Genomic DNA, 14,261 nt, shown 5'->3' with positions numbered 1-14,261 from the left:
TTATATGGAGGATTAGCTCAGCTGGGAGAGCATCTGCCTTACAAGCAGGAGGTCACAGGTTCGAGCCCTGTATCCTCCATATCGAGTCGTTAGCTCAGTTGGTAGAGCAACGGACTTTTAATCCGTGGGTCGAGGGTTCAAGTCCCTCACGGCTCATGACCCTATTAAATGCGGGTGTGGCGGAATTGGCAGACGCGCTAGATTTAGGTTCTAGTGTTTTCGGACGTGTGGGTTCAAGTCCCACCACCCGTATATGCCAACCACATATTTACATTTATGCCGATTTAGCTCAGTTGGTAGAGCATCTGTCTTGTAAACAGGGGGTCGTACGTTCAAGTCGTATAATCGGCATTTTATATTATGCGGAAGTAGTTCAGTGGTAGAACATCACCTTGCCATGGTGGGGGTCGCGGGTTCGAATCCCGTCTTCCGCTTTTCATTAAATACGCCGGGGTGGCGGAATTGGCAGACGCACGGGACTTAAAATCCCGCGGTTGGTTTCAACCGTACCGGTTCGACTCCGGTCCTCGGCATTTAATGATGCGCCCTTAGCGCAACTGGATAGAGTGTCTGACTACGAATCAGAAGGTTGAAGGTTCAAATCCTTCAGGGCGCATTTTACGGGAAGTGGCTCAGTTTGGTAGAGCACCTGGTTTGGGACCAGGGGGTCGCAGGTTCGAATCCTGTCTTCCCGATTGCAATGTTAATTGCAATTTTGGCGGTGTAGCTCAGCTGGCTAGAGCGTCCGGTTCATACCCGGGAGGTCGAGGGTTCGATCCCCCCCGCCGCTATTATGTCAGAGCTTGGACCTTTAGCTCAGTTGGTTAGAGCAGACGGCTCATAACCGTCCTGTCGTAGGTTCGAGTCCTACAAGGTCCATATAAAGACTTTAAACTTATACTTTATCGCGGGATGGAGCAGTCTGGTAGCTCGTCGGGCTCATAACCCGAAGGTCGTTGGTTCAAATCCAGCTCCCGCAATTTGGTCCATTGGAGCAGTGGTTTATCTCGTCTCCCTGTCACGGAGAAGATCGTCGGTTCAAATCCGACATGGACCGTAAGATGGCTCGGTAGCTCAGTTGGTAGAGCAAAGGATTGAAGCTCCTTGTGTCGGCGGTTCGATTCCGTCTCGCGCCATTCGTTTTTTTATATATAAGTTGCGGGTATAGTTTAGTGGTAAAACGAAAGCCTTCCAAGCTTTAGTCGCGAGTCCGATTCTCGTTACCCGCTTTCATGGGCCTATAGCTCAGCTGGTTTAGAGCGCACGCCTGATAAGCGTGAGGTCGATGGTTCAAGTCCATTTAGGCCCATTGGAGTAGTACTCAAGTGGCTGAAGAGGCGCCCCTGCTAAGGGTGTAGGTCGGGTTTCCGGCGCGAGGGTTCGAATCTCTCCTACTCCGTATTTACCGTTCAACGTTAGTTGAGCGGTCTTTTTTTATTGATTATTTGTCGGAGAAAACACGGGATTTCAATCCGTGATGAATCCGGCTTTTTCTTTAATTTTTTGGCTTGTTCCCATTCTTTCTTGAACATGCGTTTGATATAATATTACGAGAAGGGAGGAACAAAGGTGCTGAAGGGAATCAAGTTAAGGCTCTATCCTAATAAAACCCAGCAAGACCAGCTTGAGCAGATGTTTGGCAATGACCGTTTTGTCTGGAATCAAATGCTGGCTATGATGAATGAGCGCTACCAGAATAATAAGGATTTGCCTTTTTTAGGCAAGTTTAAGCTGAATTACCTGCTTAAGCCGCTCAAGAAGGAATATCCTTTTTTGAAAAACAGCGATTCTTCAAGTCTGCAGCTAGTTAATGAATTTTTAACTCAGTCTTGGAAAAATTTCTTTCAAGATAAGACCGGCAAAATTGGCAAGCCGCGCTTTCATTCGCGCAAGTATTTGAAAAAGTCTTATACTGGCAAGTCAATCATCAAAATTGTTGGCAGGAGATACTTAAAGATCCCTAAATTAGGATATATCAAGACAAGCAAGACTGGAGCTTTGCGAAATATTAAAATTAAGCGTTATACGGTTATGCTTGAACCAACGGGCAAATATTATCTGTCTCTGCAGGCAGAAGTGCCTGAGCCTCAAAAGCATCGCTTAACTGGCAAAGCAATCGGCATCGATGTCGGCGTGGCTGATTTGGCAATTCTGTCTAATGGCTTGAAATACTCTAGCTTTGATGGCTCTTATTTTGAAAAGAAAGCCAAAGCATGGCAAAGAAAATATTCCCGCCGCAGGCATTGGGCTAAGCTGTTGGCTTTGCAGGATAAAAATAGAAAAGTGCTTTGTCCTAGAAGCTTGGAAAGCTTTGCCAATTGGCAAAAAGCCCAAAAGCTAAAAGCCAGATATCAAGCTAAAGCAGCTAATCAGCGTAAGGATTATCTTCATAAGCTAACGACACATTTGGTTAAGCAATATGATGTGATCGTTATTGAAGATTTGAAAACCAAAAATCTTCAACACAATCACTGCCTAGCCAAATCAATCGCCAATGCCTCATGGCGAATGTTTAGGCAAATGCTGGAATATAAATGTAAATGGTATGGTAAAAAACTAATTGCGGTAGATCCCAAAAACACTTCCAGAATTTGTTCAGAATGCAGCTATAATAGTGGCGCCAAGCCATTAGAAATTCGTGAATGGACTTGTCCTAAGTGTCAAACTAGGCATGATCGGGATATTAACGCGGCAATTAATATCCTGCATAAAGCAAGGCCAACTGGTCAGGGACTGGCCATGGTAAAGAGCTGAGTTCCGTGAGTTGGGTATTTGAGCAATCATGTAAGATCCTAAACACTACTCGGTGTTCCCAGAAACCCGGCACTTTAGTGCCAGTGTAGTTCATTTAATTTTATAAGGTATGAATATGAATTTAAAAAGTCTTATTAATAGAAAAAATATAGCGCAGTCAAAGGTAATAGCAGGAGCTTTAACCTTTTGTGGAGGCTTTATTGATGCGTATACATATATTCAAAGAGGGCATACGTTAGCTGCTGGCCAAACTGGAAATGTAATATTCTTTAGCGCATCAATTGCTCAAGGGAATATTTCTGGAATAGTTAATAGATTATCAACAATAATATCTTTTATATTGGGATTAGTTATTGTTATTTTCATTCATACTCATTCTAAAAGCCACTATTGGAGAATCTTTGAAATGATTCCGATAATAATAATTTGTGGAATCGTTAGTTTTTTACCTAAATCCGTACCCAATTATTATATTGTTCCTGCACTTGCAATTGGTTTATCGATGCAAAATGGTGCATTTAGAAAAATAGAGGGAGTAGGATACAGTAATGGCTTTACTTCCGGAAATTTAAAAAAGGCAACATTAGCCTGGAGCCAGTATTTTTTTGCTAATGATAAATCTCAAAGAGCAACAGGTGAAAATTATTTGATTTTGGTTATTTCATTTGTTTTAGGAGCAGTATTATCTGCTTTTTTGCAAAAAGTTCTGGGCATACATACTTTGCTTATTGCAATGTTTTTATTGATTATTATTAATATTTTTTATGGATATCTAGTTTATAAGAGACATAAAGACTGGCTTAATAGCAGTAATAGGGAAGGCTAGAAGAAAAAATAAAAAAAAGTTTGCAATTTTACTTGCATTATTCAATTTCATCCTGTATTATAGATAACGTTGTCGGGTGAGAGATCTCGACAGAGCTTAAGAAATCAAATTTAAAAATAATTTGAAAAAAGAGTTGACAACTTCAACCACTTAAGTTATTATAATAAACGTGCTTTGAGTTGATAAAGTGATTCAAAGACATGACCCGTTGGTCAAGCGGTTAAGACACGGCCCTTTCACGGCCGTAACATGGGTTCAAATCCCGTACGGGTCATTCCGGTTTAATAATTGGAAAACTTAATTTCACGATGGAGGATTACCCAAGTGGCTTAAGGGAACGGTTTTGAAAACCGTCAGGCGGGTTATGCTCGCGCGTGGGTTCAAATCCCACATCCTCCTTAACATCGCGGGATGGAGCAGTCTGGTAGCTCGTCGGGCTCATAACCCGAAGGTCGTTGGTTCAAATCCAGCTCCCGCAATTTGGTCCATTGGAGCAGTGGTTTATCTCGTCTCCCTGTCACGGAGAAGATCGTCGGTTCAAATCCGACATGGACCGTAAGATGGCTCGGTAGCTCAGTTGGTAGAGCAAAGGATTGAAGCTCCTTGTGTCGGCGGTTCGATTCCGTCCCGCGCCATCAGCCTGGAGGAGTAGCGAAGTGGCTAAACGCGGCGGTCTGTAAAACCGCTCTCTCTGAGTTCGGCGGTTCGAATCCACCCTCCTCCATTAATAGGGATATCGTATAATGGTAGTACATCGGTCTCCAAAACCGCTGATGTGGGTTCAATTCCTACTATCCCTGTTTAACCTTATGGCGGAATTGGTGAAGGGGTTAACACACCGGTTTGTGGATCCGGCATACATGGGTTCGAATCCCATATTCCGCCCTAGTATTGGGATATAGCCAAGTGGTAAGGCATTAGACTTTGACTCTAACATGCACTGGTTCGAATCCAGTTATCCCAATATATTCATTTAAAGCTCATGGCGGGGTAGCCAAGTGGTAAGGCAGAGGTCTGCAAAACCTTTATCGTCGGTTCAAATCCGATCTCCGCCTTACTGCTAACCAAGTTAGCTTTAATACTTTTGTTAATATGGCGGTGTGGCGGAATTGGCAGACGCGTCAGACTCAAAATCTGGTGTCCATTACGGACGTATCGGTTCGACCCCGATCACCGCTATCTTTGAAGAACAACCTATAAAGGTTGTTCTTTTTTTCTTTTTAATGTTATATAGATATAATTGCTTATATTTCTGAGAATCTCTATAATACCAATATATGGAGGTATTCAGATGAATATTGGCATTTTTACCGATACATACTTTCCGCAACTAAGCGGTGTTGCAACTTCAATTCAAACTTTAAAAGTTGCATTAGAAAAACAGGGACATAATGTATTTATTTTTACTACAACTGATCCCCACATTAAAAAAGGAATTATTGAACCAAATGTTTTTCGATTCAGTAGTATTCCATTTGTATCATTTACAGATAGAAGAATTGCGTTTAGAGGACTTTTTGAAGCTACTAAGGTTGCAAAAGAAGTGAAGTTAGATATTGTTCATACTCAAACTGAGTTTGCGTTGGGAACTATAGGAAAATACGTTGCACATCAATTAAAAATACCCGCAATTCATACTTATCACACAATGTATGAAGATTATTTGCATTATGTCTTAAACGGTCATTTGCTTAGACCGTATCATGTAAAACAATTTACTAAGGGTTATTTAAAAAATATGGATGGAGTAATTGCTCCAAGCAAGCGCGTAGAAGAGCTATTAACGCGATATGACGTTAAAATTCCAATTAGGGTTATTCCTACTGGAGTAGATATTGAAGGCATGAATGGTGACGATAGACGGGATGTACGAGAAGAATTAGGTATCGATAAAGATGCTCCTGTTATCTTAACTTTAAGTAGAGTAGCCGCTGAAAAGAAAATTGATCATATTATTAATGTGTTGCCGCAAATTATTGATGAATTTCCTAATGTAAAATTGGTAATTGCAGGTAATGGTCCAGATCTTAAAGTTCTTCAAGAGCAAGTAGAAAGACTTACGCTTGAAGACTATGTTATCTTTACGGGAGATGTAGATCATAAAGATGTAGGCAACTATTATCGAATGGCTGATTTATTTGTTTCTGCTAGTGATACTGAAACTCAAGGATTAACTTACATTGAAGCTTTAGCGGCAGGGACAAAGTGTGTAGTTTACGATACGGATTATACTGAACATGTTTTTGATTCCGATACTTTTGGTAGAATTTTTACTACTCAAAAAGAAATGTTGGATGATATTTTGATATATCTTAAACAAGGTAAGGAAGAAATATCGAAAGAAGCTCTGCAGAAAAAATTAAGTCAACTTTCAGCAGCACATTTTGCTACAGAAGTACATGACTTTTATAAAGATGCAATTGCTAATTACCAAGAAAAACAAGAAGAGGAAACAAATGATTAGAATAAATATGTTTTCACAAGCCGACTCAGTAAAAGGCCAAGGCGTAGGTTCAGCATATAATGAATTAATCAATTTAATGAGAAAAAATTTAGTTGATGAGTTTTACGTCACGGTTAACAAATATGGAGAAAGTGATTTAACACATTATCATACTATTAACCCCACTTACTATATGAATAGTTTTTCTCCAGCTCGTGGTAGAAAAATTGGTTATGTACATTTTTTGCCTGATACATTAGAAGGCTCAATTAAATTGCCAGGTTTTGCTAAAAAAGTTTTTTATAATTATGTTGTTGATTTTTATAAAAGAATGGATCAAATTGTAGTTGTAAATCCTATTTTTATCGATAAGTTGGTGAAGTATGGCATTGATCGAGATAAAGTCAAATATATTCCTAATTTTGTATCACGCTCAGAATTCTATCCAGAATCATTAGTGAAGAAAAATGCTTTTAGAAATGAATTAGGAATTCCTTTAGATAAGTTTGTTGTCTTTGGGGATGGTCAAGTCCAAGAGCGTAAAGGTGTAGATGATTTTGCTAAAATGGCAGAGGCCAATCCTGATGTTCAGTTTATTTGGGCTGGCGGTTTTTCATTTGGAAAAATTACTGATGGCTACGATCACTATAAGGAACTTGTAGATAATCCACCTAAGAACTTAACTTTTACTGGAATTGTAGATCGTAAAAAATTGGTTGATTATTTAAATATTGCTGATTTGTTCTTGTTGCCATCTTATGATGAATTGTTCCCAATGTCTGTTTTGGAAGCATTTAGTTGTAATACACCTGTTTTATTGAGGGATTTAGATCTTTATAAGGCTATAATTGACGGCTATTACATGAGTGGAAAAAACTTTGATGAAATGAACTCTAAATTATGTCAAGCTGTCAATAACAAAGAAGTTTTAAAGAAATACAGCATTTTAGCAAGTCAGGCCAGTTCTAAGTATTCAGAAGAGCATTTAGCAGATGTTTGGAGAGACTTTTATCATGAACAATATGAACTGGGTAAAAAGTTAGGACAAATTCACTAAATGAATAAAAAACACTTATGGGGCATTTTGATTGTTTTAGCGATCAGTGTCTTTGTATTATATATTGATTTGAAATCAACTCCTATTAGCCAAATTGCAGAAGCTGCAAAGGGAATGAATTGGTGGGCTTTTGCCTTAATTTTTGCTTTAATGCTTGTTTCATATGTGTTTGAAGCTAGTATTTTAGCGGTGTTGGCTAAGCGGAAGAATGAACCAAAACGATCGAAATGGTCCTTCTTTAGAATTCCAATCATTCAAGCTTTGTTTAATGCGATTACCCCTATGTCAACAGGTGGACAACCGTCACAATTAGCAGCAATGGTTCAAATGGGAATAGAAGGCGGAAGAGCGACTTCACTGCTTTTGATGAAATTTATTATTTACCAGGTAGTTGTCTTCTTTGCTTATATATTTACGATCTTGTTTGGCTTTCATATGGTGGCAACTAAGTTTTCAGGTTTAGCTATTTTTATTGTTATTGGCTTATTGATTCATGTTTGTTCGACTTTGTTTTTATTAGCAATTATGTTTGCTTATAACTGGACAAAAAAGGCTACTAATTGGCTAATGAACCTATTGGCTAAATTTATTAATCACGATCGTGTTGAAAAGTGGCGTGATGCTACGATGGAAAAGATTGAAACATTTTATGCTGAAAGCCAAAAATTGAAAAAGGAAAAAAAGAAGCTGTTAATTGCAACAGGATTAACAGTTCTACAATTGCTATGTTTTTATTCAATTCCATTTGTTGTTTTGCTTGCTTTGAACGTAAATACGTCTTGGGCAGCCGTTACACAAATGAATATTATGATTATTATGTTTATGGCGATCATTCCGATTCCGGGAGCTTCCGGTGGTGCTGAATATAGTTTTCAAACCCTATTTTCAACGTTCGTTTCTTCTCACGGTGCTTTAATTTTAGGAATGTTTTTGTGGCGTTTTGCAACTTACTTTTTTGGAATGATTTTAGGTATCTTTGGTTGGATTTTTAAACCTAAGAAAATAAAAAGTCCAGAAAATGATTAATTTTCTCTAAAAAGGGCTATGTCATATTTTTCTTTGTAGTAAGATAGGCAAACGTAATGGAGGGAGAATAAAATGTCACGTATTCAATCCTTTTGGCAATGGTTGACGCATAAGAAACTGGGCTTTTTTACAATAGTTTTGTTTTTATTCTGGCTGAAGACATATTTTATTTATTTAACTAAATTTAATTTAGGTGCAGTCGGTCCGATGCAGCAATTTTTGCTATTAATAAATCCAATTCCTGCAGGGATGCTTTTATTAGGAATAGGGCTATTCTTTAAGGGGCGAAAATCATATTGGATAATTTTAACAATTGATTTTTTACTTAGTTTATGGTTATTTTCGAATATTTTATATTATCGTGAATTTTCGAACTTTTTATCTTTTTCAATTATTAAAACGTCAGGTTCTACTTCAGATAATTTAGGAAAAAGTATTGCTGGTATTACGTTGGCGAGTGACTTTTTAGCTTTTATAGATGTAGCAGCGGTAATTGCTTTACTTTTATTCAAAGTGATTAGGATTGACGTTCGTCCGCTTAAATTAAAAGTTAATTTATTGATTGAGTCTTTGGCTTTGTCATTTATGGGCGTTAATTTATTAATGGCGCAAAGTGATCGTTCAGGACTTTTGACGAGAACTTTTGATAATAATTATATTGTTAAGTACTTGGGGATGAATGAATATGCTGTTTATGATGGGTTTAAAACAGCACAAACAAGTGCACAGATGGCTAAAGCGAATGTTAATGATCTTCGTACAGTTCGTAAGTATTTAAAAGAAAGCTATGTAAAACCTAATCCAGAATATACTGGTGTTGCTAAGGGGAAAAATGTTTTAATTATTCACTTAGAAAGTTTCCAACAATTTTTGATTGGTTATAAGTGGAAAGGAAAAGAAGTAACACCAAACTTGAACAAGATTTATCATGCTAAGGATACAATTAGCTTTGATAACTTCTTTAATCAAGTAGGTCAGGGAAAGACTTCAGATGCTGAAATGATGCTCGAAAACTCAATTTTCGGTTTGCAATCAGGTTCAGCGATGTCTAGTTATGGTACTTCCAATACCTTTGAAAGTGCTCCAGCAATTTTGCATCAAAAAGATGGCTATACAACGGCTGTAATGCATGGTGGAGAAGGTTCATTCTGGAATCGTAATAATGCTTATAAATCATTTGGCTACCAATACTTTATGCCTCTTTCTTATTATCAAAACAAACCAGGCTATTATGTTGGCTATGGTTTAAAAGATAAAATTTTCTTTGATCAATCTATCAAGTATATTGAACGCTTGCCGCATCCATTCTATTTAAAGATGATTACGGTAACAAACCACTATCCATACGATTTAGATAAAAAGAATCAGTCAATTGATAAGACTGATACAAAAGATGAAACTGTTGATGGTTATGTGCAAACTGCACACTATTTAGATCAAGCTATTGGTGAATTTATGGCTTGGATGAAGAAAACAGGATTAGATAAAAATACTTTAGTGATGTTTTATGGGGATCACTATGGTATTTCCGGTAATCACCACAAGGCTAGTGCTCAACTTTTAAAGAAGGAAAGCTTCAATGATTTTGATAATTTGAATTTCCAGCGTGTTCCTCTGATGTTTCATATGAAAGGGTTAAAAGGAAAGATTGATCATACTTATGGTGGCGAAATTGATGTCTTGCCAACTTTGCTTAACCTGTTAGGAGTTAAGGATAAAGATACTATTCAATTTGGTCATGATTTGTTAAGTAAAGATGCTCCGCAAATTGTGGCTCAAAGGAATGGAGATTTTATTACTCCTGAATATGCAAAAGTTTCAGCTGACTATTACTACACGAAAACAGGTCAAAGAATTGTTCATCCAGATAAAAAATTAAAGGCAAAATTAACATCACTTTCTAACCAAGTTACAACGCAATTGTCATTGTCAGATCGTGTGATTAATGGTAATTTATTGCGTTTCTACAAGCCTAAATGGTTTACTAAAGTTGAACCAAAAGATTATGACTACAACAAGGAAGTTGCTCTTAAAAATTTAGAGAAGAACAATAAGACTTCTTTGTGGTATAAGAATCATAAAAAGACAACACAGAATAAATTTAAAACGGATGCACCCGAGCTTAAAAAATAACCTGCAAAAATTTTGATTGTATGTTAAAATAAGCTGATAATTGATATCCTAGTATTGGAGGCAGCGCTTTGTATAATTTATTTATGACGCTAATTATCATTGTTTCAATCTTGATCATTATTGCAACAATGATGCAACCACAAAAACAACAAGATGCGTTAAATGCGCTTTCTGGTGGTGCAGTTTTTAGTGGTCAAACCAAAAAACGTGGTTTTGAAGCATTTATGGAAAAAGTTACCGCAGTTTTGTTGGTTATATTTTTCGTCTTAGCTTTTGTCTTGGCTTACATGTCTTCAAAATAAAGTTTATGTACCTCCCGATCAAAAATGACGGGAGGTTTTTTATTTTTAAATAAAGAACGGAGTTTTTTAATGGCACAAAACGAAAAGATTTTGGCCGGCGTTTTAGAAATTTTTCGCCATGAACCTCAAAAACAATTTCGTGTCGATCAAATTGAAAAAATGGCAAGACGTAATCGTTTGGGTAACTTTACTGAGTTAATCAAGGCTTTGTCATTTTTGGAACATGATAAAAAGATTATTACTGACGGCAAAGGTCGTTATCAATTAGCAAAAGAAAATACTGTTGTTGAAGGATCTTTTAGAGCAAACGATAAAGGCTTTGGCTTTGTTCGTTTAGATGATGAAGATGCTGACGATGTTTTTATTCAAAAAGATTATACCGATTATGCAGTTAATGGTGATCGTGTAAAAGTTAAAATTACTGCTGGGGGAAATCCTTGGAATGGTAAAGGACCTGAAGGTCAAGTTATTGAAATTATTGAACGTGGACTTGATAGCTTAGTCGGCGAATTCCACCCAATGACTGATGAACAAGTTAAAATTAGCCACTTCATTGGTTATGTATTAAGCAATGACAAAAAGCTTCATAATTACCGAGTATACGTATCTGAAAATGGTTTAATCCCACAAATGGGTGATATGGTTAAAGTTTCAATCAAAAATTACCCTGATAAGGATAATCCTGAATCAATGACAGGAGCTATTGTCGATATTATTGGTAATAAAAATGATCCTGGCGTTGATATTATGTCAATCGTTGCAGCTCATGATATTCGTACTGAATGGCCTGAAGACGCAATGAAACAAGCTAATGAAATTCCAGATCATGTTACTGATGAAGATCGTAAAGGCAGAGTTGATATTACTGATCAACCAGCGGTTACTATTGACGGGGATGATTCTAAAGACTTTGATGATGCAGTTGTTTTATGGAAATTACCAAATGGCAATTATCATTTAGGTGTTCATATTGCAGATGTTTCCCATTATGTAACTGAAAATACTCCTTTGAACGAAGAAGCATTTCAACGTGGCAACAGTACTTATTTGGTTGATCGTGTTATTCCAATGCTTCCATTCCGACTTTCAAACGGAATTTGTTCTTTGAATGAAGGCGTAGATCGTCTTGTATTATCTTGTGATATGGAAATTACACCAGAAGGTAAACGAGTTGGGTATAAGATTTATCCATCTGTTATGCGTTCACACGGTCGTATGACTTATAACAAGGTTAATAAGACTTTAGCTGGTGATATGGATGGCTTGGAAGACAAGTATGTAAAATTACGCCCAATGCTTGAAGAAATGGCAGATTTGCATGCTGCATTGTATAGTCAACGTCATAAACGTGGTGCAATCGACTTTGAAGAGCCAGAAGCAAAGATTATTGTTGATGAAAAAGGCAAACCAGTTGATATTGTCTTGCATGAACGTGGTACAGCTGAAAAGATGATTGAATCATTTATGTTGATGGCTAATGAAACTGTAGCTGAAGATTTCTACAGAAAGCATGTGCCATTCTTATACCGTGTTCACGAAACACCAGATGCTGAAAGAATTAAGAACTTCTTTGAATTTTGTAGTGCTTTTGGTTTAAACATTAAGGCTGATCCAAATAATATTAAGCCAATCGATTTGCAAAAAGTTGTTTCTAAAACTGAAGGAACTCCAGAAGAAGCCGTTGTTCAAATGATGATGCTTCGTAGTTTAAAGCAAGCTCATTATTCAGAAGAAGCATTAGGCCACTTTGGATTGGCAGCAGAATTTTATACTCACTTTACTTCACCAATTCGTCGTTATTCTGACTTAATGGTTCATCGTATGATTCATGCATATTCAGATCAAGGCATGGGTGAAGACGTTCAAAAGCATTTTGCAAGCTATTTGCCAGATGTTGCTGAACAAACTTCTACTCAAGAAAGAGTTTCAATTGATACTGAACGTGAAGTAAATGACCTCAAGATGACAGAATATATGTCTGACCAAGTGGGCCAACATTTTGATGCTGTCGTTTCTTCAGTTACAAGTTTTGGTATGTTTATTCAACTTCCTAATACGGTTGAAGGCTTAATTCATATTTCCAACTTGACTGATGATTTCTATAGTTTTGATGAAAAAACTTTGACTTTGACAGGTAGAGGGACTCATAACCAATTCAAGATAGGGATGCCAATTAAGGTAACTCTTATTAATGCTAATGTAGAACAGCACCAACTTGATTTTGAAATTTATGATCCTAATGCTCCAAAACGTCCACATAATGATCGTGGCATGGCTAATGAGCGTCGAGGCAATAAAGGTTTTCACAATAACCACGGCCATCGTGGTGGAAGAAACTTCCGTAGCAGCAGTAATAACCGTAATCACAATAATAATCACCATGGTGGCAATCGTTTTAAACACTAGGACTGATTTTGATGAAAGAAAACAATGAAAATTTAATTGCTCAAAATAGAAAAGCACGTCACGATTACTTTATTAAAGAAACTGTTGAAGCTGGGATGGCTTTAACAGGGACTGAAATTAAGTCTGTTCGTGCACGCAGAATTACGTTAAAGGATGGTTATGTTCAAATCATCAACGGTTCTGCTTTTCTAGAAAACGTGCATATTAACGAATATAAGCAAGGTAATCGTTACAATCATGATCCTCTTCGTAGTAGACGTCTTCTTTTGCACAAAAAGGAAATTCGGCGTTTAGCAAAGGCACAAGAAGAGAGAGGAATTACTATTATTCCATTAAAGGTGTATTTAAAGCATGGCTTTGCTAAAGTATTGATTGGCGTTGCTCAAGGTAAAAAGCAATATGATAAGCGTGAAACGATCAAGAAGCGTGATCAAGATCGTGAATTGCGTAGAAAATATAAGTTTTAAAACAGTGAAATCATATTTTCACTGTTTTTTTATTTTTTATAAAAAAACTATTGGCAAACAGGCGAAAACTTGATATATTCAAATACTCTAAAAAATTAGAGTATTATTTTAGAGAGTAGGAGGAGTACCATGTCTCAAGAAATCAAGTGGATCAAACAGAGCATGGCTTTTAATAAAAATAACAAAATAGCAATTAATAATTATTGCTGTGTTGCCAATATTAGTAGATTAAAATTTTATAACTTTTTTGGATCTGGATTAACAGGATTCTTTGGATATGTTTTAGAAAGGCAAATTAAGTCTAGTTTTTCTAAACATAATCATATTTCTAAAATTTTTGACAGTTCTTTAGATGAAATTGCTGAATATAGCGATGTATATCTACAAATGTTTGAACAAACAACTTGTGCGCAGCATAATGAGATTCGCAAGAAAGTAAGAAAAGCATTGTTTGAAGCATTAAAAGAGTATTGCTTTAACAAAAAAGGGATTTCTTCTACTGTACTAGATAGTGTGGTAGAAAATATTTACAATGATTTATTCGCGTGGATAGTTCGAGGCTGTGAATATGATAAAAATGAAGTATATCGGGCTATTAAGGTTCATTTCCCAATACTTCATGGTCATAGATGTGATGATTAATAAGCAAAAAGTAGAGTAAAATCTACTTTTTTTATTTTTTTAAAAAAAAGTTTTTAGGCGTAAAGTTCGTGTATAACGAATTATAGAAGTGCTTTATTTTAATATACTTAATAAAACGTACTGCTTTATAGAGCATATCGCTTGACAAAATAGAAATGAGGGATGAAAAAACGAACAAAAAGCAGATTTGACGAAATAAGGAAGT

Annotated in this window: 10 protein-coding genes and 27 tRNA genes; all 37 read left to right on the top strand. The window is 36.7% G+C overall.

The genetic code is table 11. The features are described from left to right. The first annotated feature begins 6 nt into the window (after positions 1-6). Positions 7-79: transfer RNA gene (locus JCM6256_RS08205), tRNA-Val, on the top strand. Between the two features lie 4 nt (positions 80-83). Further along, a tRNA-Lys gene (locus tag JCM6256_RS08200) sits at positions 84-156 on the top strand. A 14-nt stretch (positions 157-170) separates the two neighbouring features. Further along, positions 171-252: transfer RNA gene (locus tag JCM6256_RS08195), tRNA-Leu, on the top strand. A 26-nt stretch (positions 253-278) separates the two neighbouring features. Continuing rightward, a tRNA-Thr gene (locus JCM6256_RS08190) sits at positions 279-351 on the top strand. Positions 352-362: 11 nt separating this feature from the next. Continuing rightward, positions 363-434, top strand: a tRNA-Gly gene (locus JCM6256_RS08185). Positions 435-447: 13 nt separating this feature from the next. Beyond that, positions 448-533: transfer RNA gene (locus tag JCM6256_RS08180), tRNA-Leu, on the top strand. A gap of 9 nt (positions 534-542) precedes the next feature. After that, a tRNA-Arg gene (locus JCM6256_RS08175) sits at positions 543-616 on the top strand. Positions 617-621: 5 nt separating this feature from the next. Further along, a tRNA-Pro gene (locus JCM6256_RS08170) sits at positions 622-695 on the top strand. A 22-nt stretch (positions 696-717) separates the two neighbouring features. Then, positions 718-791 (top strand) — tRNA-Met (locus JCM6256_RS08165). 14 nt (positions 792-805) lie between these two features. Beyond that, a tRNA-Ile gene (locus JCM6256_RS08160) sits at positions 806-879 on the top strand. 27 nt (positions 880-906) lie between these two features. Continuing rightward, positions 907-980 (top strand) — tRNA-Met (locus JCM6256_RS08155). Between the two features lie 3 nt (positions 981-983). Further along, positions 984-1,057: transfer RNA gene (locus JCM6256_RS08150), tRNA-Asp, on the top strand. 6 nt (positions 1,058-1,063) lie between these two features. Next, positions 1,064-1,136 (top strand) — tRNA-Phe (locus JCM6256_RS08145). Positions 1,137-1,158: 22 nt separating this feature from the next. Continuing rightward, positions 1,159-1,229 (top strand) — tRNA-Gly (locus JCM6256_RS08140). A 5-nt stretch (positions 1,230-1,234) separates the two neighbouring features. Further along, positions 1,235-1,309 (top strand) — tRNA-Ile (locus JCM6256_RS08135). Positions 1,310-1,311: 2 nt separating this feature from the next. After that, a tRNA-Ser gene (locus JCM6256_RS08130) sits at positions 1,312-1,399 on the top strand. A gap of 170 nt (positions 1,400-1,569) precedes the next feature. Continuing rightward, positions 1,570-2,754 carry an RNA-guided endonuclease TnpB family protein gene (locus JCM6256_RS10145; protein ID WP_035438507.1) on the top strand — a complete coding sequence of 395 codons (1,185 nt, stop codon included), beginning with the start codon at positions 1,570-1,572 and terminating at the stop codon, positions 2,752-2,754. 115 nt (positions 2,755-2,869) lie between these two features. Next, positions 2,870-3,580 (top strand): YoaK family protein, encoded by a 711-nt coding sequence (locus JCM6256_RS08120; protein ID WP_025081216.1) that lies wholly within the window; start codon positions 2,870-2,872, stop codon positions 3,578-3,580. A 202-nt stretch (positions 3,581-3,782) separates the two neighbouring features. Further along, positions 3,783-3,854: transfer RNA gene (locus tag JCM6256_RS08115), tRNA-Glu, on the top strand. Between the two features lie 36 nt (positions 3,855-3,890). After that, positions 3,891-3,979: transfer RNA gene (locus JCM6256_RS08110), tRNA-Ser, on the top strand. A 6-nt stretch (positions 3,980-3,985) separates the two neighbouring features. Next, a tRNA-Met gene (locus JCM6256_RS08105) sits at positions 3,986-4,059 on the top strand. Between the two features lie 3 nt (positions 4,060-4,062). Next, a tRNA-Asp gene (locus JCM6256_RS08100) sits at positions 4,063-4,136 on the top strand. A 6-nt stretch (positions 4,137-4,142) separates the two neighbouring features. Next, positions 4,143-4,215: transfer RNA gene (locus JCM6256_RS08095), tRNA-Phe, on the top strand. A gap of 7 nt (positions 4,216-4,222) precedes the next feature. Further along, a tRNA-Tyr gene (locus JCM6256_RS08090) sits at positions 4,223-4,304 on the top strand. A 5-nt stretch (positions 4,305-4,309) separates the two neighbouring features. After that, positions 4,310-4,380, top strand: a tRNA-Trp gene (locus tag JCM6256_RS08085). 12 nt (positions 4,381-4,392) lie between these two features. Continuing rightward, positions 4,393-4,465: transfer RNA gene (locus tag JCM6256_RS08080), tRNA-His, on the top strand. Between the two features lie 7 nt (positions 4,466-4,472). Further along, positions 4,473-4,544 (top strand) — tRNA-Gln (locus tag JCM6256_RS08075). A gap of 20 nt (positions 4,545-4,564) precedes the next feature. Continuing rightward, positions 4,565-4,635 (top strand) — tRNA-Cys (locus JCM6256_RS08070). A 39-nt stretch (positions 4,636-4,674) separates the two neighbouring features. After that, positions 4,675-4,759, top strand: a tRNA-Leu gene (locus tag JCM6256_RS08065). Between the two features lie 112 nt (positions 4,760-4,871). After that, positions 4,872-6,044: a glycosyltransferase family 4 protein gene (locus JCM6256_RS08060; RefSeq protein WP_025081215.1), complete on the top strand. Its 1,173-nt coding sequence runs from the start codon at positions 4,872-4,874 to the stop codon at positions 6,042-6,044. Next, on the top strand, positions 6,037-7,080 hold the full coding sequence (locus JCM6256_RS08055; RefSeq protein ID WP_025081214.1) for a glycosyltransferase family 4 protein: 1,044 nt from the start codon (positions 6,037-6,039) through the stop codon (positions 7,078-7,080). The genes JCM6256_RS08060 and JCM6256_RS08055 overlap by 8 nt, the downstream gene beginning before the upstream one ends. Further along, positions 7,081-8,106, top strand: coding sequence for a lysylphosphatidylglycerol synthase transmembrane domain-containing protein (locus tag JCM6256_RS08050; RefSeq protein ID WP_025081213.1), 1,026 nt, complete (start codon positions 7,081-7,083; stop codon positions 8,104-8,106). It abuts the gene before it with no gap. A 72-nt stretch (positions 8,107-8,178) separates the two neighbouring features. Further along, the gene (locus JCM6256_RS08045; protein WP_025081212.1) at positions 8,179-10,239 is read left to right on the top strand and encodes an LTA synthase family protein; all 2,061 of its coding nucleotides are present in this window, start codon (positions 8,179-8,181) and stop codon (positions 10,237-10,239) included. 68 nt (positions 10,240-10,307) lie between these two features. Further along, positions 10,308-10,541, top strand: a complete 234-nt coding sequence (gene secG, locus JCM6256_RS08040) for a preprotein translocase subunit SecG (protein ID WP_025081211.1) — start codon at positions 10,308-10,310, stop codon at positions 10,539-10,541. Positions 10,542-10,610: 69 nt separating this feature from the next. After that, on the top strand, positions 10,611-12,947 hold the full coding sequence (gene rnr / locus JCM6256_RS08035) for a ribonuclease R (RefSeq protein ID WP_025081210.1): 2,337 nt from the start codon (positions 10,611-10,613) through the stop codon (positions 12,945-12,947). Between the two features lie 11 nt (positions 12,948-12,958). Next, complete coding sequence (gene smpB / locus JCM6256_RS08030; protein ID WP_035438505.1) at positions 12,959-13,414, top strand: SsrA-binding protein SmpB; 456 nt, start codon at positions 12,959-12,961, stop codon at positions 13,412-13,414. A gap of 129 nt (positions 13,415-13,543) precedes the next feature. Continuing rightward, entirely contained in the window at positions 13,544-14,056 is a 513-nt protein-coding gene (locus tag JCM6256_RS08025; protein WP_025081208.1) for a hypothetical protein, read from the top strand. Positions 14,057-14,261: the final 205 nt, after the last annotated feature.

It is taken from the genome of Lactobacillus hamsteri DSM 5661 = JCM 6256, from assembly GCF_000615445.1.
In the GTDB taxonomy this organism is placed as follows: Bacteria; Bacillota; Bacilli; order Lactobacillales; family Lactobacillaceae; genus Lactobacillus; species Lactobacillus hamsteri.
The sequence above is the reverse complement of the archived record's forward strand: the minus strand, read 5'-3'. Positions and strand labels throughout refer to the sequence as shown.